The sequence below is a fragment of the Streptomyces sp. NPDC005784 genome, from assembly GCF_042871525.1.
In the GTDB taxonomy this organism is placed as follows: Bacteria; Actinomycetota; Actinomycetes; order Streptomycetales; family Streptomycetaceae; genus Streptomyces.
Window position 1 is genome coordinate 84,964 of record NZ_JBIAIQ010000012.1, and the last position, 17,460, is coordinate 102,423.

General features: G+C 71.0%; 20 protein-coding genes. 9 read left to right on the forward strand and 11 right to left on the reverse strand.

Annotated features, from left to right (window positions below; genetic code table 11):
• Positions 1 to 28 precede the first annotated feature (28 nt).
• The 4 genes from ACFYR3_RS20785 to ACFYR3_RS20800 all read right to left on the reverse strand — a co-directional run bounded on the left by ACFYR3_RS20785 (position 29) and on the right by ACFYR3_RS20800 (position 2,804).
• On the reverse strand, positions 29 to 562 hold the full coding sequence (locus ACFYR3_RS20785; RefSeq protein WP_355840495.1) for a flavoprotein: 534 nt from the start codon (positions 560 to 562) through the stop codon (positions 29 to 31).
• A 94-nt stretch (positions 563 to 656) separates the two neighbouring features.
• The gene (locus ACFYR3_RS20790) at positions 657 to 1,115 is read right to left on the reverse strand and encodes a nuclear transport factor 2 family protein (protein WP_389284256.1); all 459 of its coding nucleotides are present in this window, start codon (positions 1,113 to 1,115) and stop codon (positions 657 to 659) included.
• 251 nt (positions 1,116 to 1,366) lie between these two features.
• Positions 1,367 to 1,564: a ferredoxin gene (locus ACFYR3_RS20795; protein WP_355840496.1), complete on the reverse strand. Its 198-nt coding sequence runs from the start codon at positions 1,562 to 1,564 to the stop codon at positions 1,367 to 1,369.
• Positions 1,565 to 1,577: 13 nt separating this feature from the next.
• Positions 1,578 to 2,804, reverse strand: a complete 1,227-nt coding sequence (locus tag ACFYR3_RS20800) for a cytochrome P450 (protein ID WP_356780816.1) — start codon at positions 2,802 to 2,804, stop codon at positions 1,578 to 1,580.
• 357 nt (positions 2,805 to 3,161) lie between these two features.
• Between ACFYR3_RS20800 and ACFYR3_RS20805 the strand changes: the two genes are divergently transcribed.
• Complete coding sequence (locus ACFYR3_RS20805; protein ID WP_355840498.1) at positions 3,162 to 3,794, forward strand: LysE family transporter; 633 nt, start codon at positions 3,162 to 3,164, stop codon at positions 3,792 to 3,794.
• A gap of 158 nt (positions 3,795 to 3,952) precedes the next feature.
• Positions 3,953 to 4,396: a nitroreductase family deazaflavin-dependent oxidoreductase gene (locus tag ACFYR3_RS20810; protein ID WP_355840499.1), complete on the forward strand. Its 444-nt coding sequence runs from the start codon at positions 3,953 to 3,955 to the stop codon at positions 4,394 to 4,396.
• 236 nt (positions 4,397 to 4,632) lie between these two features.
• Here ACFYR3_RS20810 and ACFYR3_RS20815 read toward each other — a convergent pair whose 3' ends face one another.
• Positions 4,633 to 5,724 (reverse strand): cation diffusion facilitator family transporter, encoded by a 1,092-nt coding sequence (locus tag ACFYR3_RS20815; protein WP_355840500.1) that lies wholly within the window; start codon positions 5,722 to 5,724, stop codon positions 4,633 to 4,635.
• A 153-nt stretch (positions 5,725 to 5,877) separates the two neighbouring features.
• On the opposite strand from ACFYR3_RS20815, the gene ACFYR3_RS20820 reads away from it, so the two are divergent.
• Positions 5,878 to 6,183, forward strand: a complete 306-nt coding sequence (locus tag ACFYR3_RS20820) for a DUF4235 domain-containing protein (protein ID WP_355840501.1) — start codon at positions 5,878 to 5,880, stop codon at positions 6,181 to 6,183.
• Positions 6,184 to 6,229: 46 nt separating this feature from the next.
• Here ACFYR3_RS20820 and ACFYR3_RS20825 read toward each other — a convergent pair whose 3' ends face one another.
• The 3 genes from ACFYR3_RS20825 to ACFYR3_RS20835 form a co-directional block, all read right to left on the reverse strand.
• Positions 6,230 to 6,622 carry a VOC family protein gene (locus ACFYR3_RS20825; RefSeq protein WP_355840502.1) on the reverse strand — a complete coding sequence of 131 codons (393 nt, stop codon included), beginning with the start codon at positions 6,620 to 6,622 and terminating at the stop codon, positions 6,230 to 6,232.
• 85 nt (positions 6,623 to 6,707) lie between these two features.
• Positions 6,708 to 7,169, reverse strand: coding sequence for a pyridoxamine 5'-phosphate oxidase family protein (locus ACFYR3_RS20830; protein ID WP_389284260.1), 462 nt, complete (start codon positions 7,167 to 7,169; stop codon positions 6,708 to 6,710).
• A 92-nt stretch (positions 7,170 to 7,261) separates the two neighbouring features.
• Positions 7,262 to 8,068, reverse strand: a complete 807-nt coding sequence (locus ACFYR3_RS20835) for a helix-turn-helix domain-containing protein (protein ID WP_355840504.1) — start codon at positions 8,066 to 8,068, stop codon at positions 7,262 to 7,264.
• Positions 8,069 to 8,184: 116 nt separating this feature from the next.
• Between ACFYR3_RS20835 and ACFYR3_RS20840 the strand changes: the two genes are divergently transcribed.
• The 4 genes from ACFYR3_RS20840 to ACFYR3_RS20855 all read left to right on the forward strand — a co-directional run bounded on the left by ACFYR3_RS20840 (position 8,185) and on the right by ACFYR3_RS20855 (position 12,386).
• Positions 8,185 to 9,678 carry an APC family permease gene (locus ACFYR3_RS20840; protein WP_389284262.1) on the forward strand — a complete coding sequence of 498 codons (1,494 nt, stop codon included), beginning with the start codon at positions 8,185 to 8,187 and terminating at the stop codon, positions 9,676 to 9,678.
• A gap of 44 nt (positions 9,679 to 9,722) precedes the next feature.
• Complete coding sequence (locus ACFYR3_RS20845; RefSeq protein WP_355840506.1) at positions 9,723 to 11,354, forward strand: amidohydrolase; 1,632 nt, start codon at positions 9,723 to 9,725, stop codon at positions 11,352 to 11,354.
• A gap of 118 nt (positions 11,355 to 11,472) precedes the next feature.
• Positions 11,473 to 11,835 (forward strand): DUF1304 domain-containing protein, encoded by a 363-nt coding sequence (locus tag ACFYR3_RS20850; RefSeq protein WP_355840507.1) that lies wholly within the window; start codon positions 11,473 to 11,475, stop codon positions 11,833 to 11,835.
• Positions 11,832 to 12,386 (forward strand): TetR/AcrR family transcriptional regulator, encoded by a 555-nt coding sequence (locus ACFYR3_RS20855; RefSeq protein ID WP_355840508.1) that lies wholly within the window; start codon positions 11,832 to 11,834, stop codon positions 12,384 to 12,386. The genes ACFYR3_RS20850 and ACFYR3_RS20855 overlap by 4 nt, the downstream gene beginning before the upstream one ends.
• A gap of 169 nt (positions 12,387 to 12,555) precedes the next feature.
• Here the strand turns inward: ACFYR3_RS20855 and ACFYR3_RS20860 are convergent, their stop codons facing one another.
• A complete protein-coding gene (locus tag ACFYR3_RS20860; RefSeq protein ID WP_355840509.1) occupies positions 12,556 to 13,410 on the reverse strand; it encodes a hypothetical protein in 855 nt (284 codons plus the stop codon).
• Between the two features lie 175 nt (positions 13,411 to 13,585).
• A complete protein-coding gene (locus ACFYR3_RS20865; protein WP_355840510.1) occupies positions 13,586 to 14,533 on the reverse strand; it encodes a helix-turn-helix domain-containing protein in 948 nt (315 codons plus the stop codon).
• A 71-nt stretch (positions 14,534 to 14,604) separates the two neighbouring features.
• Between ACFYR3_RS20865 and ACFYR3_RS20870 the strand changes: the two genes are divergently transcribed.
• Entirely contained in the window at positions 14,605 to 15,555 is a 951-nt protein-coding gene (locus tag ACFYR3_RS20870; protein WP_356780801.1) for an NADP-dependent oxidoreductase, read from the forward strand.
• Between the two features lie 240 nt (positions 15,556 to 15,795).
• On the forward strand, positions 15,796 to 16,176 hold the full coding sequence (locus tag ACFYR3_RS20875) for an anti-sigma factor antagonist (protein WP_356780948.1): 381 nt from the start codon (positions 15,796 to 15,798) through the stop codon (positions 16,174 to 16,176).
• Positions 16,177 to 16,197: 21 nt separating this feature from the next.
• Here the strand turns inward: ACFYR3_RS20875 and tuf are convergent, their stop codons facing one another.
• A complete protein-coding gene (tuf, locus tag ACFYR3_RS20880; protein ID WP_355840512.1) occupies positions 16,198 to 17,391 on the reverse strand; it encodes an elongation factor Tu in 1,194 nt (397 codons plus the stop codon).
• Positions 17,392 to 17,460 lie beyond the last annotated feature (69 nt).

Sequence of the window (17,460 nt, forward strand, 5' to 3'; positions counted from 1 at the left end):
CACCGGTCGGGCGTGACGCGACCCGTCGTCACGCGTCGGGCGTGAGGAGATCCAGCACCCGCTCCCACTGGAAATCCCTTCGCCCGCCGTCCTGTTGGACCTCCCCGGCGTACGGGTCGCCGAAGCGGACGCCCATCCCGCGCAGCCGCTCGACACTCGCGCGGTAGGCGGGGTGAGCCGCCAACGCCTCGTTCACGCAGGGCAGTACGGCGATCGGGACGCCTAGTCCGTAGGCCTCGCAAAGCGTTCCGAGGGCGAGGGTGTCCGATATTCCGGCGGCCCACTTGTTGATGGTGTTGAAGGTGGCCGGCGCGAGGGCCACCGCGTCCGGTGCGGGGAAGGGACGCGGGTCGCCGGGGGCCCGCCAGGCGGAGCGGATCGGGCGGCCGGTCCGCTCCTCGACCGCCGCCGTGTCGAAGAAGCCGAGCCCCTGGGGCGTGGCGATGACGCCGACCTCCCAGCCCCGCTGCCGCGCCGCGGTGATCAACGTGCCGATGTCCTCGGCGATGCCCGCCGCGCAGACGACGACGTAGAGGAAGGGCTTCTCCGGGGGTTCGCTCACGCGGGAACCCTAGTAAAGATCCGGTCGCGCCACTGGAGGGGCTGGAGGGGAAGGTCTCCCCCGCTGAAAGGCCTGTCCTGCTGAAAGGGCTCCCCTACTGAAGGGGGAAGGTCTCCCCGCGTTCCGACTCCGGGCGCGCGCCGTGGAGCCGGCGCTCCTTCTCCTCGATCGGCACGTCGTTGATGGAGGCTTCGCGCCGGGTCATCAGACCGTGCTTGTCGAACTCCCACAGTTCATTGCCGTACGAGCGCCACCACTGACCGTCGGCGTCCCGTGACTCGTACTGGAAACGGACGGCGATCCGGTTGCCGTCGAAGGCCCACAGGTCCTTGCGCAGGGCGTACTCGTGCTCGCGCGCCCACTTGTCCGTGAGCAGCTCGACGATCCGGGCGCGGCCCGTGACGAAGGTGTCCCGGTTGCGCCAGACCGAGTCCTCGGAGTAGGCGAGTGAGACTTTGTGCGGGTCGCGGGTGTTCCAGGCGTCCTCGGCGGCCTGGACCTTCTGGCGGGCGGTCTCGCGGGTGAAGGGCGGCAGCGGCGGTCGGTCGGTCATGGGGACTCCTCGGGACACGGACACGGACACGGATGCGGATGCGGACCTGGGTGCGGACACGGATGATGCGGATGCAGGCACGGGAGAACGGGCGTTCTCCGTCTCCGACGGCCAACGAACGGGGCAGGCACCGAGTTCGGTGAGTTCCGAATGGGCGTCCTGGCCACCGGCTCACCGCCCGCCGCACGCGGATGCGCGTGGCGTGCGGCGAGTCGGCCGCCCGCCATGCGCACGGAGGCCGAAGAAGTGCCTCAGGCCTCCGTCACCGTGATGGCGCCGACCGGACAGGCCCGTACCGCCTCTCGCAGCATCGGGTCGCCGCCGTCCGCGCGGCCCGGGAGCAGTGCGCTGAATCCGTCGTCGTCCTGGGTGAAGACGCCCGGGGCGGCGAGGGCGCACTGGCCCGCGCCGATGCAGACGTCCTTGTCGATCGCGATGCCGACGTCCATACCCACAAGCCCCCTACCAGGTCACGGGGAGTTCCAGCATCCCCTGGATCGTGTCTCCGGGTTTGAAGGCGACGGCGTCGGCGGGGGCGGCGAGCCGCAGGCCCGGGAACCGGTCGAAGAGCGACAGCAGGGCGATCTCCATCTCGGCCCGGGCGAGGTTCTGGCCGAGGCACTGGTGGATGCCGAAGCCGAACGCCACATGGTGCCGGGCCGAGCGGCGCCAGTCCAGGGCGTCGGGCTCTGCGAAGGTGTGCTCGTCACGATTGATGACGGACGTGGAGAAGACCACGCCCTCGCCTTCGCGGATCGTCGCACCGGCCACCTCGATGTCCTCGGTCGCGACCCGGAGCAGCCCGTCCGCGATGGACAGGAACCGCAGCAACTCCTCGACGGCGGCGGGCATCAGGGCTGGCTCCGCCCGCAGTTCGGCGAGCCGCTCCGGATGCCCGAGCAGGGTGAAGGTGCCCAGCGAGATCATGTTCGCCGTCGTCTCGTGCCCGGCGACCAGCAGGATGGTCGCCAGTGAGATCAGTTCCTGCCGGTCCGCCCTTCCCTCGCGCAGCTGATCGTGGATGAGCTCGTCGAGGAGTCCGTCCCCGGGATCCTTCTGCTTGCGGTCGATCAACAAGCCGAAGTAGGCGTCCAGTTGGTCGCGGGCGTCCTCGATGTCGGCGGCGGCCGGGCCGCGCAGCAGCCGGCGGGACTGTGCCTCGAAGAAGTCGTGGTCGCCGTACGGAACTCCGAGGAGGGCGCAGATCACCATGGAGGGCACGGGGAGGGCGAAGTCGTTCACCAGCTCGGCCGGCGGGCCCTGTTCGGCCATGCGGTCGAGCAGCCGGTCGACGGTCTCCTGGATGCCGGGGCGCAGCGCGCCGATCCGTTTGAGGGTGAAACTCGGTACCAGCATGCGGCGTTGGACGTGGTGCTCGGGGTCGTCGACGCCGAGCAGCGCGACCCGGCGGTTGCGCGACGCCGCGAACCGCTCGGTGACCGCCGGGAACGCGGGCAGCGTGCGGTCCGAGGACAGCCGCGGGTCGGCGAGGAGTTCACGGGCGACGGCGTGACCGGTGACCGCCCAGACTCCGCGCCCGTCGAAGAGGGAGATCCGCGAGAGCGGACGCCCCTCACGCAACGGCGCGTAGGCGGCGGGCGGGTGGTAGGGGCACGTACGGTCCTGCGGAAAAGCGACCGGTGGAGAGAGGTGGGTTGTGGAGAGTCGGGTCAGGGGGGCTTCTGTCATGAGTGACCTCGCAAGCGACGGTTCCCTCTTGCCGATCTTCATTAGATGCCCCAGGCATCTATGCGGCCACACGAAGTTCGGCCAGATGAGCCGATCGCACGATCTGGCCGAAGCACGACGGGCCCGCTTCCGTTCTCTCGGACTTACCGCCCCCCGTGCCCGCCCCGCCTGCGCGGTCATGGCTCGAACTCCTCCAGAACACCCTTCCGAAAATCGGTTGCGCGGGCATGTCCGGTGGCCCGAACATCGGCCCATGTTCACGATCGAAGCCCTCCTGCCGCCGACCTCCACCGCCGTTCGCCCGGTGCGGGTCCAGCAGCAGCCCGGCCGACCGCGGAGGCCCGAGTTTCCCCGGTCGTGACCGCCGCGCTCGTCGCGGGGCTTCTCGCGGGATATGGCATCGCCATGCCCGTCGGAGCGGTCGCGACCTACCTCGTCTCCCTCACCGCTCGTACGTCCCTGCGGATCGGCGCCTCGGCCGCGCTGGGCGTCGCGACGGCCGACGGACTGTACGCCCTCGTCGCCGCCCTCGGGGGTACGGCGCTCGCGGCCGAGCTCCAGCCGGTACTCCTCCCGCTGCGCCGGGCCTCCGTGCTGGTCCTCGCCGCGCTGGCGGTCCGCGGTGCGATCGGCGCGGTCCGCCAGTACCGCGAGCGCCGGCTGGCCGAGCGGACCGGGCAGGATCCCCCGCACCCGGCCCGCGCCTACCTGGCGCTGCTGGGGATCACCCTGCTCAACCCCACCACGGTCGTCTACTTCGCCGCGCTGGTGCTCGGCAGCCGTGCGGCGGAGGCGGCACGTCCGCTGGAGCAGGGGGTGTTCGTTCTCGCCGCGTTCGCCGCGTCCGCGAGCTGGCAGCTCCTGATCGCCGGGGGCGGCGCCCTGCTCGGCCGGACCCTGACGGGGCACCGGGGACGACTGGTGACGGGTCTCGCGTCGAGCGGCGTGATCATGCTGCTGGCCGTACGCATGCTGGGGGCCCCGCACTGAGACCCCGGGGCGTGTCGGTGTGTGCCCGGTACGCCCCACCGGGGGATCGTCCCCGCGCGGGAAGCCACGCGGGGCGGCGGTGCGGAAGATTCACGTCCGCACTGGTGTTGAATCGTGCCGAGACACGACCAGTCCGACGCGACGATGGGACGGAAGTCATGCCACTTGAGGGCGAGTACGAGCCCAGCCCCACGCAGTGGGTGCGGGACCAGGTGGAGTTGTACGAGGGTTCCGGTGGGACCAAGGGAACGACGCTGATGGACACCGGCATGCCCGTCATCATTCTCACGACACGCGGTGCCAAGAGCGGCAAGATCCGCAAGACCCCGCTGATGCGCGTCGAGCACGACGGACGCTACGCGGTGGTCGCGTCGCTCGGCGGTGCTCCCAAGCACCCTGTCTGGTACTACAACGTCACGTCCGATCCCCGCGTCGAGCTCCAGGACGGGCCCGCGCGCAAGGAGTTCACGGCCCGGGAGATCACCGGCGAGGAGAAGACCCAGTGGTGGGAGCGCGCGGTCGCCGCGTATCCCCCGTACGCCGACTACCAGACGAAGACCGACCGGGAGATCCCCGTCTTCGTGCTGGAGCCGACCGACTGAACCCCGACTGACACCAGGGTGCAACCCGCACAAAGGGAAAGGGCCCGTACCGGCACACACGCCGTACGGGCCCTTTCCCTGTACGGGCGGGGCGGGGCGGGGCGGACGGCACGGCCGGCTCCCTGGGTCGGCGTCCGGCACCCGGTCGGCCTGTCCGGCACCCCGTCGGCGCTGGACATTCCCAAATCTCCGTGGTGTCGGTGTGCATGAATCCTCGGGTGTCGGGCAGCCGCCCATCAGGCCCCGTCGCGTCCCCCCGTCGCGGCGGGGCTTCCGGCTGTCGCGTCGCCGGTGTGCTCCCGGTCGCTCGCCCCACTCTCGCCGCGCCGCGCGGCCGCTCGCGCGGCTCGGGCGTCGGTCACGTCGAGGAAGATCTGGTCGGCCTCGGGGAAGGTGTGGGCGACCGAGCGCTTGATGCGGACGGCGACCTCCTCGACCTCCTCGCTGTCGAGCCCGGGGACCAGGTCGATCCGGGCGGCCACCAGGGTCGAGTCGAGGCCCAGCTCCATGGTCAGCAGCGCCTCGACGCTGTCGATCTCTGGCTGCGCCTTGAGCAGTTCGCGGATCCGGCCGCTCTGCTCCTCGTCGATGGCCCGTCCGATGAGCTGCTCGCGCGCGTCCCGGCCGAGCCAGAAGGCGATGCACACGAGCAGCATCCCGATGGCGAAGGAGGCGGAGGCCTCCCACACGACCTGGCCGGTGACCATGTGGAGCACCATGCCGATGATCGCGAGGCTCACCCCGAGCACCGCAGTGCCGTCCTCGGCGACGACCGTGCGCAGGGCGGGGTCCCGCATCCCGCCGGCGCCGCCCTGCCCGCGTATCTGGTGGAGCGCCCGCAGCAGCGAGCCGCCCTCGGCGAGCAGCGCCACACCGAGCACCGCGATGCCCACCATGTAACCCCCGAAGGACTCGTCGGCTCCGTTGCGGAGCGCCTCGAAGCCCTGGAAGAACGAGAAGCAGCCGCCCATGACGAAGATGCCGACGGCGGCGAGCAATGACCAGAAGAACCGTTCCTTGCCGTAACCGAAGGGATGCCTGCGGTCGGCGGGGCGGCGGCTGCGGCGGAGCGCGGCCAGCAGGAACACCTCGTTCATGCTGTCCGCCACGGAGTGCGCGGCCTCCGAGAGCAGCGCCGGCGACCCGGCGATCAGGCCGCCCACGGCCTTGGCCACGGCGATCAGCAGGTTGGCGCCCAGTGCCACGATCACGGTGACCCTGGTTCTGCTGTCCGAGCCGTCCTCCTTCTGCCGCTTCGGCCGCTCCTGCCGCGTCGAAGGGTCGCGATCCGTCGTTTCCTTCGTTTCCTTCGCTTCTTCACCGGTCACACCGGCCGGTTTCCCCTGGCTCTCCACCTCACACCGTGCCGGCCGACAGAATCGGACCGAGGGGTACGGGGGCCGCAGATCGGGCACCCGTACCCGGTGGGAGGAGGCCGGCGCACGTCCGCGGCCTCGGGAGCGAAGAAGAAGGAGCATCAGGTGTCCAAGAAACAGGAGAAGCGCAAGCTGTCCCTGGCCTACAAGCCGATCGGCTTCGTACTGAGCTGGGCCGGAGGCTCCCTCGCCGGACTCGCCTTCCAGAAGACCTGGATGGCGATACGTCACGAGGAAGACGCTCCCGACGCCCTGGACAAGAACCGCGGCTGGGGCGAGGTGCTGCTCGCCGCCGCCCTCCAGGGCGCCATCTTCGCCGTCGTGCGCAGTGCGGTGGACCGCTCGGGCGCGAAGGTCATCGAACGCTCCACGGGCGTATGGCCCTCCCCCGACAGGTCCGGCCGCGACTGAGCCCCGCGCCGTGGAGGAGCCCGGCCGGGTACGGCCGCGGGCGGGGTCAGCCCTGTTTGGGGGCCGTGGACCGTACGCAGCGCACGGTGAACGAGTGTCCGGCCGGATCGGCGTAGCCGCGTTCCTCGTACGGGCCGGACGCGTCCTTGGTGTCGAGCGGCCGGCCGCCCAGGCCGACCACCACGAGTTCCACCTGGTCCAGGTCGTCCACGTGGAAGTCGATGTGGGCCTGGAAGGCGTTCTCGGGACGGGGCCAGCTGGGCGGTGTGACGTTCCCGTCACGGCGGAAGGCCATCCGCATGCCGTCGGTGCCCTTGATCTCGACGCGGTTCGCGCTCGCGTGCGTCTCCTCGGCGTCGAGCAGTTCCTTGTAGAAGGCGGCGAGCTTCTCGGGCTCGGCGCAGTCCAGCACCACTACGGCTGCCGCGACCAGTGCCATGTTTCCTCCGTGAGGGGTTCCGGGACGACGGGGCGGCATCCGGCCGCCACCGCCCTGTCGTCCCGGGTTACCCGGTCCGGGGAATTCAGTCGGCCACCAGCCACTCGCCGTCCCGCATGAGGTCGCGGCCGGAGATCTCGTTGGCCTCGCGCCAGGCCTGCACGCGCTGCGGCGTGACACTGAAGTACTGGTAGTGGGTGGTGAGTTGCCGCGGGTCGAAACCGGTCCTGGTCGCGAACGCGTCGCCGGTTCCGTCGGGCAGTTCACCGGCTTCGAGTGTCCGGACGGTGCCGTCGATCATGACCACGTCGCGGGTCGGCCCGATGCCGAGCCGTACGGTGCCGGTCGCCCGCAGGTTGCGGCCCGTGGGACGGGCGGCGGGGGTGGCCAGCAGCACGGTCGTCCCGTCCCAGAGGTAGGACAGCGGAACCAGACAGGGCGTTCCGCCGGCGTTGTCGGCGGTCGACACCCAGGCGTCGACATCGCTCTCCAGTCGGTCGAGCGTGTCCTGCTTGCGCTGCTTCTGGGTGCGGGCGGGCGGGTTCATCTGTGGACGGCCTCCTGGTCGACGGCGTACGGGCGGCACACGCGCGATGAGGGCGAGCGGATCGCCCCGCTGGGATGACGGCGGAGCATGCCTCAGTGTGACGGGACGGGTGGGCCGGGGTACGACGGTGGGTCTCGGTGCGGAGGGCCGGGCGGTCGCTGTGGTGTTCCCGTCGTGTCCCCGCCGCCGGTGATTTCCGTGAGCCGGGCCGCCGCCGCGCTCAGCAGCATGTCGAGCGCCGTCGGATAGGCGCTGCGTCCCATGTCGAGCACGAGGTGGCGGGCCGTCGCCGCGATGTTCGGGTGGCTGTCCACGGGCAGCCGGGCGTACGTTGCCCGCCACACGCCGGCCTCGGCGTCCCGGGCGGCCCGGGGCAGGGCGACACTCGCGGCGTCCAGGGCGGCGAACGCGAGCGCCTGGTCGACGAAGGCGTGGTAGATCCGTACGGCCTCGGGGTCGGGGAATCCGGCACCTCGGAGCACCCCGATGATCGTCTCCACCGCCGCGATCTCGTGGACCCGGCCGGTCACCCGGTAGGAGCTGAGCACGGCGGCCTGCGGATGGGCGAGCGACCCGGAGTGCACGCGCAGGCCGAGGTCCCTGAGGTCGGCCCGCCAGTCCCCCGTGGGGTGCCAGGTCCGCAGCGTCCGGCCGATGAGCTCGTCGGCAATGGCGAGCAGCAGATCGTCGGTGTCGCGGAAGTAGCGGTACAGGGCGCTGGGGTCGGCGCCGAGGGCGAGGCCGAGGCGGCGGACTGTGAGCGCGTCGGCGCCGTGTTCCTTGAGCAGACGCAGGGCGGTCTCGACGATCAGCTCCTCGGAGAGGACGACGCCGGACTTGGTGGGTCGTCTGCGCCGCCGGGCGGCGGGTGGGACGACACGGTCGTTCGTGGACGTCATGGGTCTCCCTCCTGTGCGGGCACCTTATGACAACAGCGTTGACCTGTTAAGGCCCCGGGCAGTTTCATTCCGGTCATCGGGCCGGAATCAGGCCCCGGGTGCGATCGGAGCAGGCCATGACGCAGAAGCCGTACGGTGTGGATCCCCCGTCCTTGCGCAAGACTCTCGGCGTCATGGACGGTGTCGCCATCGCCGCCTCCAGTACGGCGGCGACGACCAGCATCGGCATCGGTCTCGGGGTGACCGCCGGGGTGGTCGGGCTGCATCTGCCCGCAATCATGCTGCTGGCCTTTCTGCCGATCCTAGGGATCGCGGGCGCCTTCTCCCGGCTGAACCGGGTCGAACCGAACGCGGGCAACGGCTATGTGTGGGTGGGCCGTTCGCTCAGTCCCTGGCTCGGGTTCCTGGTCGGCTGGGTGAGCATCGTGGCCACGGTGGCGTTCCTCGCGTACACCACGGCGGTGACCGGTTCGGCGATGATCCAGCTCGCCGGCGAGGCGGGTCTGCACACGGTGGCGGGTCTGGTGCTCGATCCGGGCTCGACCGCCCAGACCACGGCCGTGGGAGTCGTCGTCCTCGTCGCCGTCACCCTCACCGCGGTGACCGGGGTCAGAAGCGCCGCGCGGCTCCAGGGCGGGCTGCTGGTCTTCGAGTACGTCGTCCTGCTGGGCTTTTGCGGATACGGCATCGTCGCCGGCCCGCACCCCTTCAGCCTGAGCTGGTTCGACCCGTTCCAGATCCCGTCGGCGACGGCGCTGGCGCAGGGGCTGCTGCTGTCGGTGTTCTGCTACTGGGGCTTCGAGGCGGCGTTCAGCGTGAACGAGGAGGTGCGTGATCCGCGGGACGCCTCGCGGGCCGGGACCATCACGCTGGTGACCATGCTGGGGCTGTTCCTGCTCGGCTCGGTCGCGTTCCAACGCGTGCTGTCCGAAGACGAGTTGGCCGGGCACGGCGCCGAGGGGCTGGCCTTCCTCGGGAACCGGCTCGCCGACCAGCCGCTGGCCGCGCTGCCCCTGGTGGCGCTGATGTTCTCGGCGGTCGCCTCGCTGCAGGCCGGGGTGATCCCGACGGCGCGCGGGATGTTCGCGATGAGCCGGGACCGTACGCTCGGGCCCGTGTGGTCCAGGATCAGCGCCCGGTACGGGACTCCGGCGACCGGCACACTGCTGATCGGCGCGATGGCCGTGGTCGTGGCCACGCTGTCCCTGGTGATTCCCAGGCTCGCCGACATGATCATGGCGACGGTCAACGCCGTCGGGATCGTCGTGGCGCTGTCGTACGCGCTCACCGCCCTCGCGGCGGCCGCCCGGTTCCGCGGGCTGCTCCGCGAGGACTGGCGGGAGGGGATACGCGCGGTCGTCCTCCCCGCCCTGAGCGCCGTGGCGCTGCTGGGCCTCGGCGGCTATCTCGCCTGGTCCTTCTACACCTCGACCGATCACCTGGAGGTCAGCCCGGACAACGGCTGGTTCCTGCTGCTCGCCCCCAGCGCCATGATCGTCTCGGGTTTCGCGGCCGCCGCGTGGGCCAAGTGGGTCCGCAAATCCCCGTACTTCACCACCGGACGCGGAACCGACGCCGACGCGCCCCAGCTCCTGGCCACCCCCAATTGAAGCGACCGAGGGCTTCCGGCCACTCCGACCAAGGAAAAGGAACCATGCACGCTGACCTTCTCTTCACCGGCGGCCCGGTGTTCACCCCCGAGGGCCGCGCCGCGACCGCGGTGGCCGTCACAGGCGAGCGGATCACCGCCGTCGGGAACGCCGAGGTCCATGAACTGATCGGTCCGGACACCGAGGTCGTCGACCTGGCCGGGCGGCTGCTGCTGCCCGGGTTCCAGGACGCGCACGTCCACCCGGTCCCGGCGGGCCTGGAACTCACCCAGTGCGATCTCACCGGCGCGAAGACGGCGAAGGACACCGTGGCCGCCGTCCGCGGGTACGCCGACGCGCACCCCGAGCGGGAGTGGATCACGGGCGGCGGCTGGTCCATGGAGGCCTTCGCGGGCGGTACGCCGACCAAGGAGCTGCTGGACGCGGTCGTGCCGGACCGGCCGGTGTATCTGCCCAACCGGGACCATCACGGCGCCTGGGTCAACAGCCGCGCCCTCGAACTCGCCGGTGTCACCCGGGACACACCCGACCCGGCCGACGGGCGGTTCGAGCGGGACGCGTCGGGTGAGCCGACCGGCATGCTGCAGGAGGGGGCCATGCAGTGGGTGGGCCGGCTCACCCCCGCGGCCACGCCCGCCGACCGGCTCGCCGCGCTGCTGCACGCCCAGCGGCATCTGCACGCGCTCGGCATCACCGCCTGGCAGGACGCGATCGTCGGCACCTTCCTCGGCATGGAGGATCCGTCCGAGGCGTACCTGACGGCGGCCCGCGACGGCTCACTGACCGCGCGGGTGGTCGGCGCCCTGTGGTGGGACCGTGCGCGCGGCGCCGAGCAGATCCCCGAACTCGTCGAACGGCGGGCCGCGTTGGAGCACGGCAGGTTCCGGGCGACCAGCGTCAAGCTGATGCTGGACGGCGTCGCCGAGAACGGCACCGCCTCGCTGCTCGACCCCTACCTCGACAAGTGCGGCTGCGCCACGGCGAATCGGGGCAAGAGCTTCATCGACCCGGCCCGGCTGCCCGCCTACGTGACCGAGTTGGACGCGCTCGGGTTCCAGTGCCACTTCCACGCGCTGGGCGACGGCGCCGTACGCCACGCCCTGGACGCCGTGGAGGCGGCGCGGAAGGCGAACGGGCCGAGCGACACCCGGCCGCATCTGGCGCACCTCCAGGTCGTGCACCCCGACGACGTGCCCCGCTTCGCGCGGCTCGGCGCCACAGCGAACATCCAGCCGCTGTGGGCCGCCCACGAGCCGCAGATGGACGAGCTGACCATCCCCTTCCTCGGGCCCGAACGGGCCGCCTGGCAGTACCCGTTCGGATCACTGCTGCGCTCCGGCGCGCGACTGGCGGCGGGCAGCGACTGGCCGGTCAGCAGCCCCGACCCGCTCCAGGGCATCCATGTCGCGGTCAACCGGGTGAGCCCGGACGAGCCGGGGCCGGTGTTCCTGCCGGCCGAACGCATCGATCTGGCCGCCGCGTTGACGGCGTACACCGCGGGAACGGCGTACGCGAACCATCTCGACGACACCGGGAGCGTGCGGGTGGGTGCCCTCGCGGATCTCGTCGTCCTGGACCGCGACCCCTTCGCGGGACCGCCGGAGGCGATCAAGGAGACCGGGGTCGCGCTCACCTACGTCGGAGGGGAGCGCGTGTACGCGGCATCGGGCGCCTGAACCGCCCAGCCCCGGCCCCGCCCCGACCCCGGCCGCCCGCCGTCACTTCTTGGACAGTCGTCCAGCTATAGTGGACATCTGTCCAAGAAATGACGAGGCGAATCGGAGCCTGTTGACGATGGAAACGGTCGCGAACGTGCTGGTGGGCCTGGTGGCCGCACTGCACATGTACATCCTGGTGCTGGAGATGTTCCTGTGGGAGAAGAAGCCGGGGCGGGGGCTCCACGGGCTCGACGCGCAGATGGCACGGGCGACCGCGCCGCTCGCCGCGAACCAGGGGCTCTACAACGGGTTCCTGGCCGCGGGCCTGGTGTGGGGGCTGGTGGCGGCGGACCCGACCGGCCACGACGCGCAGATCTTCTTCCTGTGCTGTGTCGTGATCGCGGGCGTGTACGGATCGGTCACCGCGAACCGCCGCATCCTCTTCGCACAGGCCCTGCCCGGGGCGCTCGCCCTGGCCGCCGTCCTGCTCGCCGGATGACGCCCGACGACCCGCGCGCCGCCCGGACCCGCGCGCGGCTGCGGCAGGCGCTGCTGGCGGAGTGCGCCGAGCATCCGCTGGAGGAGATCGGCGTCGCCGCGCTGGTGCGGCGGGCCGGGGTCGGCCGGGCCACCTTCTACGTGCACTACGCCGACCTGGAGGCACTGGCGGTCGACGCGTGCGCCGATGTCGTACGGGAGGCCGTGGAGGCGCTGCACGCCTGGCGCGGCCGCCCCGACCCGGTGTCCGCGCCGCCCGCCCTGCGCGCCTTCTTCACCGAACTCGCCCCGCACACCGGCCTCTACCGCGCACTGCTGAGTCCGGGCGGCGGCGGCCCGCTGGGCCGCGTGCTCCACCGCGACCTGCGGGCCCGCAGTCTGGCCGAGCGCACCCTCGCGGGCGCGCCGGACGCCCCGCTCGTCGCCTCCGCGGTGGCCGCCACCTTCGCGGGCGTCCTCGCGGACTGGCTGCACGGCCTTCTGGAGGGCACCCCTGACACGGTCGCGGACCAGGTCTGGCAACTGCTCGTCGCCCTGCACATGAGCCGGTGACGTCTCAGGTCAGGGACCGCCGAGGCAGCGCCCCGGAGCCGGCGGCAAGCCTTCCGGGAGCCATGACTTGGGACACCCGGTTCCGTGAGCCGGGATGCCCGGTTCCGTGAGCCGGGATGCCCGGTTCCGTGAGCCGGCTGCCGGGACGCCTACCCGGATCGACGGCCCCTTACATGCACCCGAGACCCGACCTCGCCGCAGGCCACGCCTCCACCCCGTCGGAAGTGCGGACGTACGCCGTCGACTTGTCCGGCGCCAGCCAGAGGTGCCAGTCGCGATAGCGGTAGCCGGTGTCCCGCGCGCCGGCGGGCATGCGGACGTCTCCGTCGTACTCGGCCGTGAGCGACTCGCGCCCGAAGATCCCGCGTGGATCGCGCACGTACTGGCGGGAGTCGCGGCCGCTGCCCAGGTCGAGGAAGTGCGCGCTCTGCCAGTCGCAGTGCTCGGCGCCGGCCGAACTGCTCACCTTCGCGGTCGGCACGCGGTGGCCTTCCCGGTCCTCCCAGATCTCGTAGCCCTTCGACTCGGTGTAGCTCGCCGGAAGCTCCGACGGGTCGCAGGACGCGCTGGTCTCCAGGCCCCAACCAGGGCGCTGCGGCTGGTCCTTGGCGACGACGACGGCGACCTTGGTCCGGCCCTTGACGTCGAAGGAGAAGAGGACGCGGTCGCCTGCGCGGCGCTCCACCCGATAGCCGTACTCCGGCACCTCGGGCTGATAGATGTCGAAGTACGCGTTCAGCCCCTCCTCGGGGGTCGAACCCCCGTCTCCCTTGCCCCACGCGTCGCCCGCGTCGCCGTCGTGGATCGAGCCGTCGCACTCCAGTGCCCGGCCGGCCGCACCCGAAGCCTCGTCGGCATCCCGGGCACCGCCGTCCGCGCTCTCCTTGAACGGCAGGTCCAACCGCCCGGCGTACGGACTGGCGGGCGACGTGCCCTTGACCACCAGGCCGTCGCGGTTCCCCCCGCCGCACCCCACCGCCGCGAGCCCCACCAGCACCACCGCCGCCACGATCCCCTTGCGCATCCCCACCCCTGTTCCTCCACCCTTCGTTCGCCCTCCTACGACGCACGGGTGCCGGCGTTCGTTCGGCGGCCTGCGCGTGAACTGGTGCGGGCGATCGTTCGGGGGCGGCGCGGGGCCCCGGCGCGGGTGATCTTTCGAAGTCGGCGCGTGACCCCGCGGCGGCGCCCCTTCGAGGTCAGCGTGTGGTCTGGAAAGTGCGGCGGTAGGTCTGGGGCGAGACACCGATCGTCGCTTGCAGATGCTGGCGCAGCGAGGCACCCGTCGCGAACCCGACCTCGCCCGCGATCCGGTCCACCGGCAGATCGCTGGCCTCCAGCAGATGGCGGGCCCGGGAGACCCGCTGCTGGATGAGCCAGCGGCCGGGGCTCAGGCCCACCTCGTCGTTGAAGCGGCGGGCGAAGGTGCGCAGGCTCATTCCGGCGTGGGCGGCGAGATCGGTCAGGGTCAGCGGGTCGCCGAGGCGCGCCAGGGCCCAGTCGCGGGTGGCGGCGGTGCTCGCGGTCGAGGGCTCCGGCACGGGCTGCTCGATGTACTGGGCCTGGCCGCCCTCGCGCAGCGGCGGGACCACGCAGCGCCGGGCCACCCGGTTGGCCAGTTCGCTGCCGTGGTCGCGGCGGACGATGTGCAGGCAGATGTCGATGCCGGACGCGGCACCGGCCGAGGTGAGGATCTCGCCGTCGTCGACGAACAGGACGTCCGGGTCCAGGTCGACCAGCGGGAACATGCGCCGGAAGTCGTCCGACACGCACCAGTGCGTGGTCGCCCGGCGCCCGTCCAGCATCCCGGCGGCGGCCAGGACGAACGCGCCCGTGCAGATGGAGACGACCCGGGTGCCCGGACGGATGAACGCCAGAGCGGCGGCGACCTCGTCGGAGAGGGCGGCGGTGACCCGGGACGGGGTGACTGCCGCGATGACCACCGTGTCCGCCGTGCGCAGGGCCTCGGGACCGTGATCGACGGCGATGGAGAAGTCGGCGTCGGTGCGGACCGGTCCTCCGTCGACGGTGCAGGTCACCACCTCGTAGCGGCCTTCCGCCGCGCCGAAGATCCGGCTGGGCATGCCCAGCTCGAAGGGATAGACGCCGTCGAGCGCCAGGACCACGACCCGCTCCACATGCTGCATGGCACGATCTTATCGAAGGTTGGCAATTCTGCCATTTCCCCAGGGCGAGCCTCCGGGCAGGCTGATTCACCATGAACACTGTGAACACGATGCGAGCCATCGGCCAGAACGTCCTCGGCGGTCCCGAGGTTCTTGAGGAAGTGACCCTGGAGCGGCCCGCGCCGCGGCCCAACGAGATCCTGGTCCGGGTACGGGCCGCCGGGGTCAACCCGACCGACTGGAAGCACCGCGAGACCGGAGGATTCCTCGGCGAGCCGCCCTTCGTCCTCGGCTGGGACGTCTCCGGCGTGGTCGAGGCGACCGGGATCGGCGTCGCCCTCTTCCAGCCCGGGGACGAGGTCTTCGGCATGCTGCCCTACCCCTTCGGCCACGGATCGCACGCCGAGTACGTGACCGGTCCGGTCCGCGCCTTCACCCGGAAGCCGTCGGTGCTCGACCACACGCAGGCCGCCGCGCTCCCGCTGGTCTCGCTGACCGCGTGGCAGGCGCTGACCGAACAGGCCGACGTGCGGCCGGGGCAGCGGGTGCTGGTCCACGCGGCGGCCGGCGGAGTCGGCCATGTGGCCGTGCAGATCGCGAAGGCCCTCGGCGCGTACGTGATCGGCACCGCGAGCGCGGGCAAGCACGACTTCCTGCGGTCCCTCGGCGTGGACGAGCCGATCGACTACACCGGCGTCGACTTCACCGAGGCCGTGCGCGACGTCGATGTCGTACTGGACACGATCGGCGGCGAGACCGGACTGCGCTCGCTGCGCGTGCTGCGCCCCGGCGGAGTGGTCGTCTCCATCCTGCCGGTCGGGACCGACGAGTTCTACGAGGAGGCCGAGCGGCTCGGGGTCCGCGCGGTGCGGATGCTCGTCGATGCCGACCAGGCCGGGATGAGGGCGGTCGCGGATCTCGTCGAGAAGGGCGCGCTGCGCCCCACGATCGCCGAGACCTTCCCGCTGGCCGAAGCCGCGAAGGCACACGCCCTGGGCGACACCGGCCGCACCGCGGGGAAGCTCGTCCTGGTGGTCGACTGACGGATGGGACCGGCGCGCACAGATGGCCAACTCGCCGCACACAGCGAAGACATATGTCAATCGAACATGCTGGAATTCACTTCAACGAGGGTAACTTGCAGAGCAAGGAACGGTTTTGCATCCGCCGGTGCCCGGGGTCGTGTTCAGTGATCACTTGACGTATCGTCGCCCCGGCCCCCGGTGACCCTGCCCTCCTGCCTTCAGGAGCAGGTCAACAGTCGGCTGGAGGTGATGTCCGTCGTGGCGAGCGACCCCGCACCGTCCACCAGGCATCTGCGTATCCGCCATGACCACGGTCATGTGGTGTTGGAATTGCACGGGGAGATCGACCTGCTCGCCACGACGGAGATCACCCCTCTCCTGGACGCGGTGACCTCGGACCCCGCACCGCAGGTCGTGATCGACCTGCGGTGCGTCGAGTTCTTCGACTGCTCGGGTCTGCGGCTGCTCTACCGCGCCAGACGCCGGGTCCTCGACCGGGGCGGCCGACTGCACCTGGTCTGCACCCATCCGCTGACGCTCCGCATGTTCCGGCTCACCGGGCTCTCGCGGATCCTGCCGCCCTCGGCCTCGCTGGAGGAAGCACTGAGCCACCCGGAGGCCACTTCGGACCTGTTCTGAGAGCCCCGCGAACCCCGCCGCCTAATCCCGGATCTTCGTGACCTGCCCGGCGCCGACCGTCCTGCCGCCCTCACGGATGGCGAACTTCAGCCCTTCCTCCATCGCGATCGGCTGAATCAACTGCACCTCCATGGTGGTGTTGTCGCCGGGCATGACCATCTCCGTCCCCCTGGGCAGGGTCACGACTCCGGTCACGTCCGTCGTACGGAAGTAGAACTGCGGACGGTAGTTGTCGAAGAACGGAGTGTGCCGACCGCCCTCGTCCTTGGAGAGGATGTAGGCGCGCGCCTCGAACCGGGTGTGCGGGGTCACCGAACCCGGCTTGATGACGACCTGCCCGCGCTCCACGTCCTCGCGCTTCACTCCACGCAGCAGCAGCCCGACGTTCTCGCCCGCCCGGCCCTCGTCGAGGAGTTTCCGGAACATCTCGACGCCGGTGACGGTGGTGCGCGTCTTCTGCTCGTGGATGCCGATGATCTCGACCTCGCTGTTCACCTTCAGCACCCCGCGCTCGATCCGTCCGGTGACGACCGTGCCGCGGCCCGTGATGGTGAAGACGTCCTCGATCGGCAGCAGGAACGGCCGGTCCACATCGCGCACCGGTTCCGGCACGAACGCGTCGACGGCCGCGAGGAGTTCGAGGATCGTCGCGCTCCACTTCGGGTCGCCCTCCAGTGCCTTCAGCGCGGAGACCCGGACGACCGGGACGTCGTCGCCCGGAAACTCGTACTCGCTCAGCAGCTCGCGCACTTCGAGTTCGACGAGTTCCAGGATCTCCTCGTCGTCCACCATGTCCGTCTTGTTGAGCGCGACCACGATGTACGGGACGCCGACCTGCCGGGCCAGCAGGACATGTTCCTTGGTCTGCGGCATCGGACCGTCGGTCGCCGCGACCACGAGGATCGCGCCGTCCATCTGCGCGGCGCCCGTGATCATGTTCTTGATGTAGTCCGCGTGCCCCGGGCAGTCCACATGCGCGTAGTGCCGGCTCTCCGTCTGGTACTCGACATGGGCGATCGAGATCGTGATGCCGCGCTGCCGCTCCTCGGGCGCCTTGTCGATCTGGTCGAACGGCGTGAACGGGTTCAGATCGGGGAAACGGTCGTGCAGGACCTTGGTGACGGCCGCTGTCAGTGTCGTCTTGCCGTGGTCGATGTGCCCGATGGTGCCGATGTTCACATGCGGCTTGGTCCGCTCGAATTTCGCCTTGGCCACTGCGAGCCCTCCTGATCACCTGGGTGACGCCGAGCGTTGCTCCGCGGCTTCCCGGCCGGGCACGGCAGC